Source organism: Kribbella sp. NPDC051620 (assembly GCF_044453825.1).
Taxonomy (GTDB): domain Bacteria; phylum Actinomycetota; class Actinomycetes; order Propionibacteriales; family Kribbellaceae; genus Kribbella.
The window spans coordinates 419,471-435,208 of record NZ_JBITDB010000006.1; the positions used below are offsets into that span (position 1 = coordinate 419,471).

21 protein-coding genes are annotated in these 15,738 nt (G+C 68.0%); 10 read left to right on the forward strand and 11 right to left on the reverse strand.

Annotation, left to right across the window (positions count from 1 at the left end):
- The first annotated feature begins 93 nt into the window (after window positions 1–93).
- From ACIA12_RS31585 to ACIA12_RS31595, 3 genes are all read left to right on the forward strand, one after another.
- The gene (locus ACIA12_RS31585; RefSeq protein ID WP_396370847.1) at window positions 94–321 is read left to right on the forward strand and encodes a DUF3107 domain-containing protein; all 228 of its coding nucleotides are present in this window, start codon (window positions 94–96) and stop codon (window positions 319–321) included.
- A gap of 146 nt (window positions 322–467) precedes the next feature.
- Window positions 468–740, forward strand: coding sequence for a GlsB/YeaQ/YmgE family stress response membrane protein (locus tag ACIA12_RS31590; protein WP_396370848.1), 273 nt, complete (start codon window positions 468–470; stop codon window positions 738–740).
- Between the two features lie 211 nt (window positions 741–951).
- The gene (locus ACIA12_RS31595) at window positions 952–1,227 is read left to right on the forward strand and encodes a GlsB/YeaQ/YmgE family stress response membrane protein (RefSeq protein ID WP_396370849.1); all 276 of its coding nucleotides are present in this window, start codon (window positions 952–954) and stop codon (window positions 1,225–1,227) included.
- A gap of 84 nt (window positions 1,228–1,311) precedes the next feature.
- Here ACIA12_RS31595 and ACIA12_RS31600 read toward each other — a convergent pair whose 3' ends face one another.
- The gene (locus ACIA12_RS31600; protein WP_328335020.1) at window positions 1,312–1,986 is read right to left on the reverse strand and encodes a ferritin-like fold-containing protein; all 675 of its coding nucleotides are present in this window, start codon (window positions 1,984–1,986) and stop codon (window positions 1,312–1,314) included.
- A gap of 322 nt (window positions 1,987–2,308) precedes the next feature.
- On the opposite strand from ACIA12_RS31600, the gene ACIA12_RS31605 reads away from it, so the two are divergent.
- Window positions 2,309–4,435: a DEAD/DEAH box helicase gene (locus ACIA12_RS31605; protein ID WP_396370850.1), complete on the forward strand. Its 2,127-nt coding sequence runs from the start codon at window positions 2,309–2,311 to the stop codon at window positions 4,433–4,435.
- Between the two features lie 116 nt (window positions 4,436–4,551).
- Window positions 4,552–5,520: a DUF4349 domain-containing protein gene (locus ACIA12_RS31610; RefSeq protein ID WP_396370851.1), complete on the forward strand. Its 969-nt coding sequence runs from the start codon at window positions 4,552–4,554 to the stop codon at window positions 5,518–5,520.
- On the opposite strand, the gene ACIA12_RS31615 is transcribed toward ACIA12_RS31610, so the two are convergent.
- Entirely contained in the window at window positions 5,517–6,266 is a 750-nt protein-coding gene (locus ACIA12_RS31615) for a ParA family protein (protein WP_396370852.1), read from the reverse strand. The genes ACIA12_RS31610 and ACIA12_RS31615 overlap by 4 nt on opposite strands.
- Before the next feature lie 98 nt (window positions 6,267–6,364).
- Here ACIA12_RS31615 and ACIA12_RS31620 point away from each other — a divergent pair, with 98 nt between their 5' ends.
- The gene (locus ACIA12_RS31620) at window positions 6,365–7,222 is read left to right on the forward strand and encodes an alpha/beta fold hydrolase (RefSeq protein WP_396370854.1); all 858 of its coding nucleotides are present in this window, start codon (window positions 6,365–6,367) and stop codon (window positions 7,220–7,222) included.
- Between the two features lie 186 nt (window positions 7,223–7,408).
- Here the strand turns inward: ACIA12_RS31620 and ACIA12_RS31625 are convergent, their stop codons facing one another.
- Window positions 7,409–8,476: a hypothetical protein gene (locus ACIA12_RS31625; RefSeq protein ID WP_396370856.1), complete on the reverse strand. Its 1,068-nt coding sequence runs from the start codon at window positions 8,474–8,476 to the stop codon at window positions 7,409–7,411.
- Window positions 8,473–8,979 carry an RNA polymerase sigma factor gene (locus ACIA12_RS31630; protein WP_396370857.1) on the reverse strand — a complete coding sequence of 169 codons (507 nt, stop codon included), beginning with the start codon at window positions 8,977–8,979 and terminating at the stop codon, window positions 8,473–8,475. The genes ACIA12_RS31625 and ACIA12_RS31630 overlap by 4 nt, the downstream gene beginning before the upstream one ends.
- A gap of 290 nt (window positions 8,980–9,269) precedes the next feature.
- Here ACIA12_RS31630 and ACIA12_RS31635 point away from each other — a divergent pair, with 290 nt between their 5' ends.
- The 3 genes from ACIA12_RS31635 to ACIA12_RS31645 are packed head-to-tail and all read left to right on the forward strand — an operon-like array spanning window position 9,270 to window position 11,841.
- Window positions 9,270–10,067 carry an ABC transporter permease gene (locus ACIA12_RS31635; protein ID WP_396370858.1) on the forward strand — a complete coding sequence of 266 codons (798 nt, stop codon included), beginning with the start codon at window positions 9,270–9,272 and terminating at the stop codon, window positions 10,065–10,067.
- Window positions 10,060–10,887 (forward strand): ABC transporter permease, encoded by an 828-nt coding sequence (locus ACIA12_RS31640; RefSeq protein WP_396370859.1) that lies wholly within the window; start codon window positions 10,060–10,062, stop codon window positions 10,885–10,887. Before ACIA12_RS31635 ends, ACIA12_RS31640 begins: the two co-directional genes overlap by 8 nt.
- Window positions 10,888–10,890: 3 nt before the next feature.
- Window positions 10,891–11,841, forward strand: a complete 951-nt coding sequence (locus ACIA12_RS31645; protein ID WP_396370860.1) for an ATP-binding cassette domain-containing protein — start codon at window positions 10,891–10,893, stop codon at window positions 11,839–11,841.
- On the opposite strand, the gene ACIA12_RS31650 is transcribed toward ACIA12_RS31645, so the two are convergent.
- From ACIA12_RS31650 to ACIA12_RS31670, 5 genes are all read right to left on the reverse strand, one after another.
- Complete coding sequence (locus ACIA12_RS31650; RefSeq protein WP_396370861.1) at window positions 11,842–12,081, reverse strand: hypothetical protein; 240 nt, start codon at window positions 12,079–12,081, stop codon at window positions 11,842–11,844.
- A gap of 62 nt (window positions 12,082–12,143) precedes the next feature.
- The gene (locus ACIA12_RS31655) at window positions 12,144–12,413 is read right to left on the reverse strand and encodes a hypothetical protein (RefSeq protein ID WP_396370862.1); all 270 of its coding nucleotides are present in this window, start codon (window positions 12,411–12,413) and stop codon (window positions 12,144–12,146) included.
- Window positions 12,401–12,763, reverse strand: coding sequence for a hypothetical protein (locus ACIA12_RS31660; RefSeq protein WP_396370863.1), 363 nt, complete (start codon window positions 12,761–12,763; stop codon window positions 12,401–12,403). Before ACIA12_RS31660 ends, ACIA12_RS31655 begins: the two co-directional genes overlap by 13 nt.
- Window positions 12,760–13,590 (reverse strand): hypothetical protein, encoded by an 831-nt coding sequence (locus ACIA12_RS31665; RefSeq protein WP_396370864.1) that lies wholly within the window; start codon window positions 13,588–13,590, stop codon window positions 12,760–12,762. Before ACIA12_RS31665 ends, ACIA12_RS31660 begins: the two co-directional genes overlap by 4 nt.
- Window positions 13,591–14,020: 430 nt before the next feature.
- A complete protein-coding gene (locus ACIA12_RS31670) occupies window positions 14,021–14,395 on the reverse strand; it encodes a hypothetical protein (RefSeq protein WP_396370865.1) in 375 nt (124 codons plus the stop codon).
- A 27-nt stretch (window positions 14,396–14,422) separates the two neighbouring features.
- Between ACIA12_RS31670 and ACIA12_RS31675 the strand changes: the two genes are divergently transcribed.
- Window positions 14,423–14,599: a hypothetical protein gene (locus tag ACIA12_RS31675; RefSeq protein ID WP_396370867.1), complete on the forward strand. Its 177-nt coding sequence runs from the start codon at window positions 14,423–14,425 to the stop codon at window positions 14,597–14,599.
- Between the two features lie 43 nt (window positions 14,600–14,642).
- Here ACIA12_RS31675 and ACIA12_RS31680 read toward each other — a convergent pair whose 3' ends face one another.
- Both ACIA12_RS31680 and ACIA12_RS31685 read right to left on the reverse strand, forming a co-directional pair.
- The gene (locus ACIA12_RS31680) at window positions 14,643–14,861 is read right to left on the reverse strand and encodes an alpha/beta fold hydrolase (RefSeq protein WP_396370868.1); all 219 of its coding nucleotides are present in this window, start codon (window positions 14,859–14,861) and stop codon (window positions 14,643–14,645) included.
- Window positions 14,858–15,700: an alpha/beta hydrolase gene (locus ACIA12_RS31685; RefSeq protein WP_396370870.1), complete on the reverse strand. Its 843-nt coding sequence runs from the start codon at window positions 15,698–15,700 to the stop codon at window positions 14,858–14,860. The genes ACIA12_RS31680 and ACIA12_RS31685 overlap by 4 nt, the downstream gene beginning before the upstream one ends.
- Window positions 15,701–15,738: the final 38 nt, after the last annotated feature.

Consider the following 15,738-nt stretch of genomic DNA (forward strand, 5'->3'; position numbering starts at 1 on the left):
GGGCGGACGGGTGAGAACCCGATGGCCGCAGCGGATAGGCTCGAATCGGGTACCGGCGAGAGCCGCCGGTCGGAACGTGCCCGGGAGGGTTTCGTGGAGGTCAAGATCGGCGTACAGCACGCCAATCGCGAATTGGTGCTCGAGAGCGAGCAGAGCCCCGAAGAGGTCGAGAAGGCCGTCGCGGACGCACTGGGTGGCAAGACCGGTCTGTTGCAGCTGACGGACGAGAAGGGCCGCCGGGTGCTCATCCCGGCCGAGAAGCTGGCGTACGTGGAGATCGGCGAGGTCGCGATCCGCAAGGTCGGTTTCGGCGCGGTCTGAGCTGATCTCGCGGCGGCCGGGCGGTCCGCCCGGCCCCGGCTGGCTCGAGCACGTTTACAGGTGCCGCTCGCCGGTAACCGGTTCTCCTGCGACGAGACACAACGTCACATCGCGCGGCGTGGTCGTCAACAGGAGGAACCAGCGTCATGGAAATCATCGGAGTGATCATTGCCGGCATCATCATCGGCCTGCTCGGCAAGTTCGTGGCACCGGGCAATCGGGACAACATCCCGCTGTGGCTCACGGTGTTGTGCGGTATCGGTGGCGTGCTGATCGGGTACTACCTGGCGGCCGCTCTCGGCGTCGAGGCCACCGACGGCATCGACTGGGTCCGCTGGATCATCAGCATCGTGGTCGCCGCGGTCCTGGTCGTGATCGCGGCCAGCGTGACCGGACGGTCGAGGGCCAGGTCGATCTGACCGCACCCCTCGATCTGACACCGGCCGTCGCCTTCGGGCGGCGGCCGGTTCGCTTGTCCGGGGCGGACAGCGGCCCTGCGAAGGGTGAACATCCGGTCACGGACGGCGAGTCGGGGCGCCGCAGGTCGTCCGGGCGGAGGACGATGAGTTGCAGACCTGCGTCATGGGTGGTCTCACCCGCAGGTCAGTCATCCCTCAAAGGAGGAGCACCGTGGGTTACTGGGTCTGGATGATCATCGTCAGCCTCATCGCCGGAGTCATCTTCGGGCCGCTCGCGCGACTCGTACTTCCGGGCAAACAGAACATCAGCCTCGGCTGGACCATCCTGGGCGGCGGCATCGGCGCCTTCATCGGCGGTCTGATCGCGAAGCTGCTCGGCGTCAAGGACACCAGCGGACCGGACTGGATCCAGTACCTGATCCAGATCATCTGTGCCGCGATCGTGGTCGCGATCATCTCGTCGCGACAGAGCAGAGCGAAAGTCTGATCAGCGCCACCAGCACAGCGGCCGCCACCCCGTCCGGGGCAGGCGGCCGCTCCGCGTTTCAGGCTTGCCGGCGGTCCGGGCTCGTCAGGCCTGCAGGCCCAGGGCGGTCATCCGGGCGGTGTGGGCCTCGGTCAGGCGGGTGAACATCCGGCCGATCGCGGCCAGGTCGAGGCCGGGGCGGTCGACGCTGCCGGCCAGCAGGGCGGCGAGCGGGTCGCGGTCGGCGGCGATCCGCTGGGCCTGGCTGAGCGCCTCGCCCACCAGGCGGCGTCCCCACAGCGCGAGCCGGCCACCCAGCTTCGGGTCCTCCTCGATCGCGGCCCGGACCCGGTCCACCACGAACTCGGCCTGGCCTGAGTCGGCGAACACCTCCAGCACCAGCGCCCGGGTCTCGGCATCGACGTACGCCGCGACCTCCCGGTAGAAGTCGTTCGCGAGTCCGTCGCCGACGTACGCCTTGACCAGACCCTCGAGCCAGTCCGACGGCGCGGTGTGGTCGTGGAAGGCGTCCAGCGGGGTGACGAACGGCTGCATCGCGTCCATCGGGTCCACCCCGAGCGTGACGAGCCGGTCCCGCAACTGGACGAAATGGCCGAACTCGGTGGTCGCCAGCTGGGCCAGCTGGGCCTTGTCGTCGAGCGTCGGGGCGAGCTTGGCATCCTCGGCGATCCGCTCGAACGCGGTCAGTTCGCCGTACGCCAGAACTCCCAGCAGATCCACCGCCGCGGCCCGGTAGGCGGGATCATCGAAGGCCGTCATCTCGGTCATGCAGCGCACACTATCGGGCCGTGGCATCCGGCGGCGGAATTGCGGCGAAGCGGTGGTGGCGGGTATTCCGGCTACACTGGACCGTGTTTCGCCGGTGACGCGCCCAGATGGGCAGCTGGTGCGAGCCGCTTGCACAGTGTCCCGCGCCGTGAAAAGTAGGGCATTCCACGCCCACCCGGCCACTGATGCAACTGTCCGTACAAGCATGTGAGAGGCGATCAGCCTGACCACCTTCCGAGAGCTCGGCGTCCTGCCCGAGATCTGCGACGCGCTCGACCGCGTCAACATCAAAGAGCCTTTCCCGATCCAGGAGATGACACTTCCGGTGGCCCTGCTGGGCACCGACCTGATCGGTCAGGCTCGTACCGGTACCGGTAAGACCCTCGGGTTCGGTATCCCGCTGCTGCAGCGCACCATCTCCCCCGGCGAAGCCGACTACGAGGAGCTGGCCGCGCCCGGCAAGCCGCAAGCGCTGGTCGTCACCCCGACCCGTGAACTGACCATCCAGGTCGCCAAGGACTTGGTCACCGCGTCGACCGTGCGCTCGGTCCGGATCCTCACCATCTACGGCGGCGTCGCGTACGACCCGCAGCTCGACCAGCTCAAGGCAGGCGTCGACGTCGTCGTCGGTACGCCGGGCCGGCTGCTCGACCTGGCCAACCGTGGCGTGCTCGACCTGAGCCACATCAAGGTGCTCGTCCTGGACGAGGCCGACGAGATGCTCGACCTGGGCTTCCTGCCCGACGTCGAGCGGATCCTGCGCAAGACCCCCGAGCTGCGGCAGACCATGTTGTTCTCGGCCACGATGCCGTCGGCCGTGATCGGCCTGGCGCGCACCCACATGCGGCACCCGCTGAACATCCGGGCCGAGTCGCACGAGGACACCCAGATGGTCCCGACGACGGCGCAGTTCGTCTACCGGGCACACGATCTGGACAAGCCCGAGGTGGTCGCCCGCATTCTGCAGGCCGACGACCGCGGCCGGGTGATGATTTTCTGCCGGACCAAGCGCGAGGCGTCCCGGCTCACCGACGACCTGATCGACCGTGGTTTCAAGGCCGCCGCGATCCACGGTGACCTGAACCAGCAGGCCCGCGAGCGGGCGCTGGATCGGTTCCGCGGCGACAAGATCGACGTATTGATCTGTACCGACGTCGCGGCCCGGGGTATCGATGTCGAGGGCGTCACGCACGTCATCAACAACACCTGCCCCGAGGACGAGAAGGCCTACATCCACCGGATCGGCCGTACTGGTCGCGCCGGTGCGAGTGGCATCGCCGTCACCTTCGTCGACTGGCCGGACCTGGTCCGCTGGAAGACGATCAACAAGGCGCTCGACCTGCCGTACGACGAGCCGCAGGAGATCTACTCGACGTCGCCCGAGCTCTACCACGACCTCGGCATCCCGACCGAGGCCAAGGGCCGGATCAAGCCGCCGCGCGAGGCCGTCGAGCGGCAGGAGCGCAACGACCGTCCGTCCCGCGGCGACAAGCCGTCGGGGCGACGTGGCGAGCAGGACCGCAACCGGGTCCGCAGCCACGACGGCGACTCGATGCCCGCGGGCGACGGCGCTGCCGCGCACGGTGGATCGGACCGTCCGGCGCGCAAGCGGCCGAACCGCAACCGTCGCCGGTTGCGTGCCGGTCAGCCGCTCGAGGGCGGCGAGTCGACCGAGCAGAGGCCGACCGAGCGCAAGACCGAGTCCGACGTCACCGCGAAGACCGCGGTGCCGCCGACTGTCGAGTCGTCGACCGAGGCTGCCGAGGCACCGGCGGGCGAGCGCAAGCCGCGCTCGCGCACCCGGCGCCGTCGCGGCGCCGAGGCTGAGTCCGTGACGACCGAGACGCCGGTCGTGGCTGAGGCCGCCCCGGTCGAGGCCGCGCCGGTCAAGGCTGCTCCGGTTCAGGCTGCGCCGGTCGAGGCTGCGGCTGAGGTTGCTGAGGCACCGGCCAAGCGGACGCGGAGTCGCCGGCGTGCGACCGAGCGGTCTACCTCGGCCGAGTCGACCGACACCCAGGCTTCGGTCGAGGCACCGGCTTCGCAGCCGGCTGTCGAGGCAGCTGCCGCGCGGCCGGTGGCCGAGGCTCCTGTTGAAGAGGCGCCGGTGAAGAAGGCGACCCGGAAGCGGGCCGCCAAGAAGGTCGCCGAGCAGCCGGTTGCCGAGCAAGCTGCTGAGCCGGCGGCCGAAGTACCGGCGGAGAAGCCGGTCAAGAAGGCCGCGGCGAAGAAGGCCACTGCCGAGACGACGGCGGTCAAGAAGACAGCAGTCAAGAAGGCCGCTGCCAAGAAGACAGCGGTCAAGAAGGCGGTGGCCGAGGACGAGGCCGCGCCGAAGAAGTCGACGGCCAAGAAGACCGTGAAGAAAGCTGCAGTGAAGAAGGCTGCGGTGAAGAAGAGCGCGGCCGGTGTGGTCGTGCCGACCTTCACCTCGCCTGAATAGGTTGTGACCGGCGCGTCACCTTCTCGTTCCTGAAAGGTGACCGCCGGAGCGCAACGCCCGGCTTCCCGCTCCCGTCCTTCCACGAAGGCAACCATCGTGGAGGGAAGGGTGTGGCGATGACGAGGACGCGTACGTCGGCCGCGGTCGCAGGAGTGATCCTGACCGCGGCCGTGCTGTTGTCCGGCTGCGGGGCGAGCGGCGACGAGAAGTCGAGTGCCGGCTCGGCGGCGGCTCCCGAGCAGGCCGCCGGCAGCGACGCCAAGGCAGACCAGGGCACGGCGGGTACGAGCGGCAAGCCGGCAGCCCCCAAGGCGCCGGAGGGCGGCGCGGCCCAGCCGACCGTCACCCGGGCGATCATCAAGACCGGCTCGCTCACCATCGAGGTCAAGAACGAGGACGTGAACGCCCAGCGCCAGAAGGCGATCGGCATCGTCACCAGCCTCCGCGGCCAGGTCGCCTCCGAGGACTCCACCAGCAACGAGGACGGCCGGATCACCCTGTCCAACCTCGTCGTGAAGGTGCCGACCGCGTCGTACGAGACCGCGATCGACCGGCTGTCCGGCCTCGGCGACCGGACCGCGATCCATCAGGAGTCCAGCGACGTAACCGAGCAGGTGGTCGACGTCGACAGCCGGATCTCGTCCCAGCGCGCCAGCCTCGACCGGATGCGCGCGCTGCTCGCCAAGGCGACAACGATCGGCGAGATCGTCTCGGTGGAGAGCGAGCTGACCCGGCGCGAGGCCGACCTCGAGGCGCTGCTCGCCAAGCAGAAGAACCTCTCCCTGCAGACCGAGCTGGCCACCCTCAACCTGACGCTGTCGGAGAAGGGCAAGACGCCCGAACCGGCCAAGGCAGAGGGCCACGGCTTCCTGTCCGGCCTGCGCGACGGCTGGGACGCGTTCACCGCGACCTTCTCGGCGCTGGCGACGGCGGTCGGCGCGATGCTCCCGTTCCTGATCGCCCTGGCCCTGATCGGCTACCCGATCTGGCGCTTCCGCAATCGGTTCCGCCGTACTCCGGTACCGGCCGTCGCCACCGCCGGCACGCCGGGCGGCACGCCGCCGCAGCACCCGGACACGCCCTAGAGCAAGGACATCGCCACGGCTCGGTAGGCCTTCGCGCCTGCCGAACGGGGTGAGGTGGTGAGGATCGTCTGGCCGATCGCGGGGGCCTCGGCGAACCGGATCGACTTCGGGATCGCCGGGGCGAGCACGGTCAGCGCGTAGGTCTCGGCGATGGTCTCCAGAACGGCGCGCGCGTGCGTGGTGCGACCGTCGTACAGGGTCGGCAGGACGCCGAGTACCTCGAGACCCGGGTTGGTCAGCCGCTGGACATCGTGGACGGTGTCCAGCAACTGGCCGACTCCCCGATGCGCCAGCGTCTCGCACTGAAGCGGGATCAGTACGTCGGTCGCCGCGGACAACCCGTTGACGGTCAGCAGCCCGAGAGTGGGCGGGCAGTCGATCAGAATCCAGTCGTACGCCGCTTCGACCGGGCGCAGCGCGGTACGGACCAGGTGCTGTGGATTGCTCTCGGCCGCCAGGCTCAGCTCCGCCGCGGCCAGCTCGATCGTCGCGGGCAACAAGTCCGGGCCTTCGTCGGAGGGCACGATCACGTCGCGTGCCTTCACCCCGCCGAGCAGGACGTGCTGGATCGACTTGTCCAGGTCCTCGGGATCGAGCCCGACCGAGAACGTCAAGCAGGCTTGGGGGTCCAGATCGACCAGCAGGACCCGCTGGCCGAGCTCGGCCAGGGCAGCGCCGAGCGAGGCCACCGTGGTCGTCTTGGCCACGCCGCCCTTCTGGTTCGCTACCGCTACGGTGCGAGGCACCCGGCCATTGTGCCGCACCGCGGACCGGCCGGCTTTCCGGGGCGAGCCCGAACTTCAATCATTGTTGAGGTCTCAGGGTGATCGGCTACCGTGGACGCGTGAGTACGCCACGGACGCTGACACTGCCCGACGGGGTGCACCCCGCGACTCTGGAGACCGATCGTGGCAACTTCGCCACCTTGCAGGCCAGGCCCGACATCGGTACGCCGCTGGGCACGGTACTGCTCGTCCCCGGCTGGACCGGCAGCAAAGAAGACTTCACGCCGCTCGTAGACCATTTGGCGCGCTATGGGTGGATCGCGGTCGCGGTGGACCAGCGCGGCCAGTTCGAGACGCCGGGCCCGGACGACCCCTCGGCGTACACGCTGGCCGAGCTCGGGGCCGACGTGGTGGCGATGAGCAAGGCGCTCGGCGGCTACAGCCAGCTGGTCGGGCACTCGTTCGGCGGGCTGGTCGCCCGCGAGGCGGTGCTGACCGATCCGAGTGTCTTCTCGACCATCACGCTGCTCTGCTCGGGGCCGGGCGCGTTCGGCGACGAGGCGAAACTGCAGGGCTTGCAGATGCTCGCGATGGGGCTGGACAACCTGCCGATCGAGCAGGTGTACGACCTCAAGCTCGAGCACGACGTCAAGGAGGCCCGGTACGTGCGCCCCGCCGACGATGTCGCGGCCTTCCTGCGCAAGCGCTTCACCGGCAACACCCCGGCCGCGCTGGCCGCGATCACCCGGCGGTTGATGGACTCCGACGACCGGACCGAGAAGCTGGCCAAGGCGGGTGTTCGGGTGCAGGTCGTGTACGGCGAGACGGATGACGGCTGGCCGCCGGCCGTGCAGGACGAGATGGCCGAGCGGCTCGGCGTACGGGCTCAGGTCGTACCGGACGCCGGCCACTCCCCCGCGATCGACCAGCCGGCCGCGACCGCCCGGCTGCTGGTGGACTTCTTCCACAAGCACTGAGGTGAGTTTTTAACGACGCGCCGGGCAGAATGGGAGCTGCTGCCCGGCGCGTCCTCAAATCGCCGGCCTGGTGCAACAGGCCTGGCGATGGTCTGGGCGCCAGGGCTGTCTCAACCCGCTGAAAAGATAACCCAGCCGCCAGGTCACCGCCGGATCCGGTGCGAGTCGTTGCTACCGGCAACGCAGTCAGCGGACCGGACGGACGTCCGGGACGACGTGCAGGTTCTGCAGTCCGAGCGGACTCAGCGCGGTCTTGACCTGCTCGGTGACCACCAGCAACGAGATCGGGATCCCGGTCATGTCCGAGCCCATCCCGACGCCGCCGCCGGCGTAGGCGCCGGGGACCTCGCCCAGCAGGTCGCCGACCTGCGTGCTGAGGCTTTCCTGCTCGGCCCGGCTGTACTTCGTCGCGACCACGCACAGGTTGCCCTGGTAGACCTTCTCGAACGCCGACCGGAACGCGGCCAGGTCACCGTGCGCGACGCCGATCTCGATCACGACCGGCTTCTTCCGGGCCCGTCCTTCCGGATATCGCAGGATCGGCCCGCTGATCTGGCTCTCCCGCGCGTCCAGGAAGGCCTGCACCGGCCGGGACATCAGGTTGCTGACCCGATAGGGCCAGCCGCCGGCCGGTGCAGGACACCGGGGCTGGTCGATGTCGTCCGGCGGCTGAACCGGCGGGACATAGGCCGACTGCTGTTCGACGGTGATCGCTCCGTCGTTCCAGATACCGGTCACGTGGGCCTCGCCGGTTCGCACCCCCTTGATCTCGCCGAACTTGTTCACGTCGAGACCGAGCAGCTTGATCGAAAGGTCTGCCGGGCAGCTCGGCGCGGGCTCCTTGCCCGGCGCGAAGACCGGCAAGGTGGACGGCAACCGCGGGCAGAACAACGGGTCCTTGCCGGGCGCCGCGACGATCTGACCGTTGACCTCCACCTTGTCCCCGTTGTGGACCAGGAGGTCGTCGACACTCGGCTGGCCGGTTTGGGTGGTGCCCTCGGCCGTCTGTGGGGTCGCCTGGGTCGCCGGCGGGGCGACGGTCGGCTCGTTGTGGTCCGGCAGGATGGTCAGGGCGGCGGTGGCGATCGCGGCGACGCTGGCTGCAGCCAGGGTAGGGATCAGCCAGCGACGCTTCGGGGTGCTCTTGGTGCTCATGATCCGGTCGAGATCCGGCTCGGGAGCCGACGGCTGGGTCGCGCGCCACTGCGCGCCGGCCTCCGCCAGCAGGTCGTCGACCTTGTCGGTCGGGTTCATTCGCTGACCTCCAGCAGGGAGCGCAGGCGGGCCCGCGCGTCGGAAAGAGTTGATTTGACGGTGCCTTCGGAGCAATCCATCACCGCGGCGGTGTCGGCGATCGACAGGTCGGCGAAGTAGAAGCAGTCGACCGCCAGCCGCTGCCGGGCGGACAGTTCGCCCAGCGCTTGGCCGACATCGACCCGGCCCTCGACGTCCGGCCGCGCCACTGCCTCGTCGTGCTCCACCAGCTCCGCGACCGGGCGCAGCCGGCGGACCGCTTTACGAGCCTGGTCGGCGGTGATCGCGAGCAGCCACGAGGAGGCGGTGCCGCGCGTCCCGTCGTACTGGTCGCGCTTGATCCAGGCCCGGGTGAGTGCCTCCTGGACGATGTCGTCGCGGTCGGCGCCGACCGCGAGTCGCGCGGCCAGCCTGGCCATCGCGGGCAGGTGCGGCCGCACCCACTCGACGAACCCGGCCCCGTCCGCGGGCGGGGCCTGCGCCGGTACCGGCTCGTTCGTCATCGTCGGCATACCTTGTCTACCCCGGGAACAGCCGTCCGGTTGGGGCCCTCCGGCAAGGTCAACGACAGCAGCCTTGCCAAGTCATGGTTCGGGCGGGTCACAGCCGTGGCTCAATTGGCTTGACCGTACCCGGCACGGCGGCGTACCGTCCGATTCCTTGCCTTGACAACCGGCGCGCTTCGGCGTGCCCGCACAGTGGTGTCCGAACCCCCCACCCATTCCGGATCGGGGGCGGTTCCGCGTGTGCGCAGCTGCTTCGGACGTCCCTGCGCTGATTCGAAGGGGGTTTCGTGGGCGTTTACTGGGCGATCGCGGTGCGGTCGTTCCGCCGGTTCTCGACGTACCGGATCGCCACCTTGTCCGGCGCCTTCACCAACACCGTGTTCGGCTTCATCTTCTGCGGCGTCTACCTGACGCTGTGGCACGCGCGCCCCGGCCTCGGCGGCTACGAGACGGCGGACGCGCTCACCTTTGTCTGGCTTCAGCAGGGGTTGCTGCTACCGGTCGGCATCTTCGGCGCGAGCACCACGTCGGAGCTCGGCGAGCGGGTCCGTACCGGGGAGATCGCAGTCGACCTGTACCGGCCGGCCCAGCTGATGTTGTGGTGGCTGGCGATGGACGCCGGCCGGGCCGCGTTCCAGTTGCTGGTCCGCGGTGGCGCTCCGCTGCTGGTCGGCGCGCTGGTGTTCGACCTGAACTTCCCCTCGTCGGCCGGGCGATGGCTGGGGGTCGCGGCCGCGTTGCCGCTCGGGATCCTGGTCAGCTTCGGGGTCCGGTACCTGGTGGCGCTGTCCGGGTTCTGGATCACCGACTCGCGCGGGATGGAGAACCTTGCAATGGCACTGTCGCTGTTCTTCTCCGGGTCGACACTGCCGCTGGTGCTGTTCCCCGGCTGGATCGGCGAGGTCGCGCGGGCAACGCCGTGGGCGGCGACCCTGCAGGTTCCGATCGATGTGTGGCTGGGCCGGAACCCCGGCGGCGTCTGGTCCGCCCTCGCGTTCCAGCTGCTCTGGGTCCTGATCCTGTTGCTGGCGGGGCAGTTCGCGACGCACTTCGCGACCCGGAAGGTGGTGATCGCCGGTGGCTGAGTCTTCGTTGCGTCAGGCAATGGGTTGGCCGGGCCAGTACTGGCTGCTGGTCTCGATGTGGATCCGGTCGCAGCTGGCCTATCCGCTGTCGTTCGCGCTGACCGTGCTGACCGGCATTCTGATCACCGGTACCGACTTCGCGGCCGTGCTGCTGATGTTCAGCCACATCCGGTCCTTCGGTGGCTTCAGCCTGGGCGAGATGGCGATCCTGTACGGGACGGCGTCGATGGCGCTCGGCCTCGCGGACCTGGTGACAGGCTCGATCGAACGAGTCGGGCAGCGGATCCGGGCCGGAGACCTCGACGTCTGGCTGGTCCGGCCGGCCCCGGCGTTCGTCCAGGCGGTGGCGGACAACTTCGCGCTTCGCCGGATCGGCCGGCCGTTGCAGGCCGCGCTGGTGCTGGGGATCGCGGTCGCCCGGACCGAGCTCGACTGGACGGTTGCCAAGGGCGTGGTCCTCGCCGTCTCGATGGTCACCGGCGCGGTGATCTTCGCCGCGATCTTCGTGCTCGGCGCCGCCTTCCAGTTCGTGGCGATCGATTCGGCCGAACTGGCCAGCTCGTTCACCTACGGCGGGCAGCAGCTGACGCAGTACCCGCTGTCGATCTTCGGCAAGGACATCGTCCGGGCCGTCACCTTCGTCGTACCGCTGGCCTTCGTGAACTACTACCCGGTGCTCTACGTGCTGGGCAAACCCGCCCCGCTGGGGCTGCCGTCCTGGATCGGCCTGCTCGCGCCGCTGGTCGCCGTCGTGATGATCACGGTGGCGTCGCTGGCCTGGCGCGGCGGGCTCCGCCGCTACCGCAGTACAGGGAGCTGAACCGTGTCAGTGATCGAACTCGAGAACGTGTCCCGGGCTTTCACCGTGTCGAGCCGGGTTGGGTTTCGGCGTACGAAGCGGGAAGTGCGCGCGGTCGACGGGCTGAGCTTCACTGTCGAGCCCGGTGAAGTGATGGGCTACATCGGCCCGAACGGCGCCGGCAAGTCGACCACGATCAAGATGCTCACCGGCATCCTGGTCCCGACCGGCGGCTCGATCCGGGTGGCCGGCGTCGATCCGTCCCGCAACCGCCTGCGGCTGGCTCGACGGATCGGTGTGGTCTTCGGCCAGCGCACCACCCTGTGGTGGGACCTACCGCTGAAGGACTCCTTCGCCGTCCTCCAGAAAATGTACGGCGTCCCCCGCGACCGTCACCGCGAAAACCTGGCCACTTTCGTAGATCTCCTGGACCTCGGCGACCTGCTGGACGTCCCCGTCCGCCAACTCTCCCTAGGCCAGCGCATGCGAGGCGACATAGCCGCCGCCCTCCTCCACGACCCCGAGATCGTCTACCTCGACGAACCCACCATCGGCCTCGACATCATCAGCAAGGCCCGCCTCCGCGAATTCCTGGCCCAGGTCAACAAAGAACGCGGCACCACAATCATCCTCACCACCCACGACCTCGACGACATCGAAGCCCTCTGCTCCCGGGTCATGGTCATCGACCACGGCCACCAGGTCTTCGACGGCACCCTGGACCGCCTCCGCGCCAGCCAATCAGCCCCCCGAACCCTCATCGTCGACCTGGCCACCTCCCTCCCACCCATCAACATCCCAGGCACCACAGTCACCAAAACCGAAGGCCCCCGCCAACACCTGACCTTCCCTCCCACCACCAGCGCCGCCCCCCTGGTAGCCCAAATAGCCGCCTCCTACCCCTTGGTCGACCTCTCCATCTCCGACCCCACCATCGAATCAATAATCGCCCGCCTCTACGCCACAACCCCGTGACTACCTGAGGCCCGCCACCACACTCGCGAAGACCTGCTCAGGGTCAAACTGCTCCGGCTCGGATCGCCAGCGGGTCAGAGAATCGGCCATCAGTTCTTCGTCGACAGGCTCGAGCCCGGCATCGATCATCGCCTTGGCCTTGGCCTTGGCGACGGTGACCTGTTCGTACTGGAGATCCCGCGCCATGAAGAAGTCATCGCGCAGGCGTTCGTTCAGGTGGAACTTCCACGTGTCCGGCACATTGGTATAGCCCTTTGTACCGGCGTCGCTCGACGTAGGAGTTCCGGACTCTCGTCAGCAGGTCAGGGGTTGAAGCCTGCGGCCATCGAGAGGACTTCGGTGGGGGTGAGGGGGTTGGGGTCGGCGCGCCATCTGGTCAGGGCGTCCGCGTAGTCAGCTTCGTCCATTGGCGTGATCACGTTGTCGATCAGGCGGCGTGCTTCGGCGCTGCCGATCGGCTCGTAGCTGAAGTAGCGCTCCATGTAGAAGTCGTTGCGCAAGGCATTGTTGTCGTGGAACTTCCCGGTGTTCGGGACGTAGCCGTACATCTTCTCGCTGGCTAGGGCCGCCACCCAGACGGGCTCGTCCTCGTGCCTGACCAGGTAGAGCTTAATCGCAGATCTGCTACGACGCTCGCGAAAACCTGCTCCGGAACCAGCGCTTCGGCGTCTCGGCGCCAGTCGTCGAGGTGGTCGCCCATCAGGTCTTCGTCCAGTGGGTCGAGGCCGGCGTCGATCACCGCTCTGGCCTTGCTGACGGTCACCCGTTCGTACTGCAGGTCCTGGGCCATGAAGTAGTCGTCGCGCAGGCCCTCGTTGCGATGGAACTTGCCGGTGTCCGGAACGTACGTGTAGATGTCCTCGCCGATCAGCGCCGCCACCCAGACGAATCGGTCGCCGTCCTTGACCAAATAGAGACTCATAGCTCCTGACCTTTCCTCTCAGCCCGCCGCACGATGCCCTGGCGGCGATCGCTGGACTGGGGTGGACTCGTGGTTGCGTTCGGTCGATCCGGGTTACGGTCAAGACCATAGCCGCGAACGGTGACCAGGCAGCCGCCGAGTTCGGTCAGCCGATCGAGCCCGCGCGGCGTGGGCAGGCTCTCCGAGAGCCGGATGCACTCACCTCGTGCCGACTCTCGCTCCGGTTTTGAACGCCGCTCGTCGCGCTCGACCTCGTACGGCCGGGTGGTCGCCTCCTTGACGGCGAGCGACGCCGCCGAGTGCACCTGAACCTCGATGCGCTGCCCCCGCGGATCGTGGGTGTCGAGGTGAATTCCCTTGTACCGGCTGCCAGGGACATACGAGTTGCGGATGCGCCTCAACTCCCACCCGCGATCTTGGAGTCTCGAGGCCGTCTCCTTCAGCAGGTCGACCAGGCGCGCATGATCACCGGTCATCACCGTGTAGCGCTGCAGGTCCTCGAGAGATGGTTGCCGACGGCTACCACCGATCTGCTTCTTGATCTTCCGCGCCAACGACTGCGGCGACTTGATCCGCCGTTCCACCTGATACAGCTTCGCGCCGTCCGCAACCGAGCCGAGCAGCTCCTTCGTCGCCTCGGCGTTCCGCCACCCAATCCCCTCCAGCTGAACCAACGCCCGCCTGGTTGCCCGTACGCCGTACTCCGCCCCGATCTGCGCGGTACTCCAGAGCGGCTCACCCCAATCCAACGGATACTCAGCCGAGAACCGCGCATGCAGCTCCCTCGGTTCTGGAAGGTCTTCGAGGTTCGGTGAGGTGGGCGGCATCTCTTCCCCCTGCTTCGGTCGATGCTTCGACCGTAGTCAGTGGGGAGGGGGCTGTGGGGTGCGTTCTCGGATCTGTGGATAACTCGTGCCGGGTTCCAAGGCGCGGTGAGCTACCCGCCGCTCTCAACCCACATGACTGCTCTCAAGCGCTCTTGTACTTCGCAGGCCTCCTGCCCACCGATTTCCACCGCGCAACCTGAGCGCGCGGCACCTCGTCAACCACCGGCCGAAGAGGCGCACTGTTCTTTGCTCTTGCTCTTTGCTCTTGCTCTTTGCTCTTGCTCTTTGCTCTTGCTCTTTGCTCTTTGCTCTTTGCTCTTGCTCTTTGCTCTTTGCTCTTTGCTCTTGCTCTTTGCTCTTGCTCTTTGCTCTTGCTCTTGCTCTTTGCTCTTGCTCTTTGCTCTTTGCTCTTTGCTCTTTGCTCTTTGCTTTACGTGAGTTCGGCTTCCAGGACTTGGGTTAGGAGGGTGGCGAAGGGGGTGGGGTGGCTGGCGTAGCCGGTGTGGGGGCCGGGGAAGGATACGACCGGCCAGCCTAGGTGGGTGGAGAGGACGGCTATGGGGCGGGCGGGGAGGTGGGCGGCTGCTTGGTGGCCGGCGGCGCGGACGATTTTGTTGGTGTGGTGGAGGAGGGCGGGGAGGTTGGGGCGGTAGGTGGTGAAGGGGAGGAGTTTTTGGGCGAAGTAGGTTTCGGTGTTTGTTTGGGTGCGGTCCAGGAGAGCGCGGTATTCGGGGCGTAGGTCTTCTGGGGCGGGGAGGTCGTCCTCGTCCAGGCCGGTGCCGCCGGCGTAGAGGAGTTGGGCCATGGGGGTGCCTTCTCGGAGGTACGTTTCGTGGACGTCTTCGAAGAAGGCGCGGGCGTCGGTTGCGTCGGGCAACAGTTCGATGCAGGGGGGTTCGTGGGCTACGAGCATGCGGACGCGGTCGGGGTGGTGGGTGATCAGGTCGAGGCCGGTGATCGCGCCGGTGCCGGTGCCGAAGACGAATGCCGGGGCATCTGGGGATATTAGGTTGATGAGGGCTAGTGCGTCTGCTGTTGAGACTCCTACTACGTCACCCGGTTGGCTCGGCGGTGTACTGGCTGCGGGAGTTGCCTCGGGGGTCGTAGGCGACGACTGTGTGGGTGGCGGCGAGTAGGTCGATGATGCTGTCGAAGGCGCCGGCGTCGCTGTCGCCGTCGGCTATCAGGAGGAGTACTGGGCCGGAGCCGGTCACCTCGTAGTGGAGGGTGGCGCCGGGGACGGGGAGCCGGTTCAGGGTGCGGGCGGTCATCGCAGGGATCCCGTCAGTACGCGGTGCAGCAGCGTCGCGAATTCGAAGGGGTCGCTGGCATAGCCGCCATGCCCGCCAGGGAACGCGACGACGTCCCAGCCGACGCGGTCGGCCAGGGCGAGGATGGGTTCGGCGGGGAGCACTTTCGACGATTCGCTGCCTACGGCCGGTACGAACTTGTCTTCCAGCTCTACCAGCGCCGCGACATCGGGGACGTAGCTCGTGAAGGGCAAGAGCTTGTGGGCGTAGAAGACTTCGCTGTTGGCGTCCATCCGCTCGGCCACCTCACGGAACTCCCAAGGCAGCTCCTCGGTCGGCGGCAGCTGGTCGTCCTCGTCCACGCCGATGCCGCCGAGGAACAGCTTGTCCGCGGCCAGTCGCCCCTCCAGCCGGTACGTGTCGTAGACCGACCGGAAGAACGCCCGCGCCGAAGTTGCGTCCGGCAACAGTTCGATGGCGGGCGGCTCGTGCGCGACCAGCAGCCGGATCCGGTCCGGGTGGCGGACCAGCAGTTCCATCGCGGTGATCGCTCCGGAGCTGCTGCCGAACACGTACGCCGACTCCGACCCCGCGACCGCGTCCAGGACGGCTAGCGCGTCCTCGGCGGCGACGTCGACGCGCTCGTCGACCGGCTCACCGAGGTAGGGGCTGCGCGAGTTGCCGCGCGGGTCGTAGGCGACGACCGTGTACCGCGCGGCGAGCTGCGGCACGATGCCGTCGAACACCGCCGCGTCGGTACCGCCCCCGGCGATCAGCAGCAGGACCGGGCCGGTGCCGGTCGTTTCGTAGTACAGCGCGGCGCCGGGCACAGTCACCCGGCCGACGGTCTTCACGGTCATCTGGTCACCCCTCGAGAAGTTCGGTGACTACAGACTGG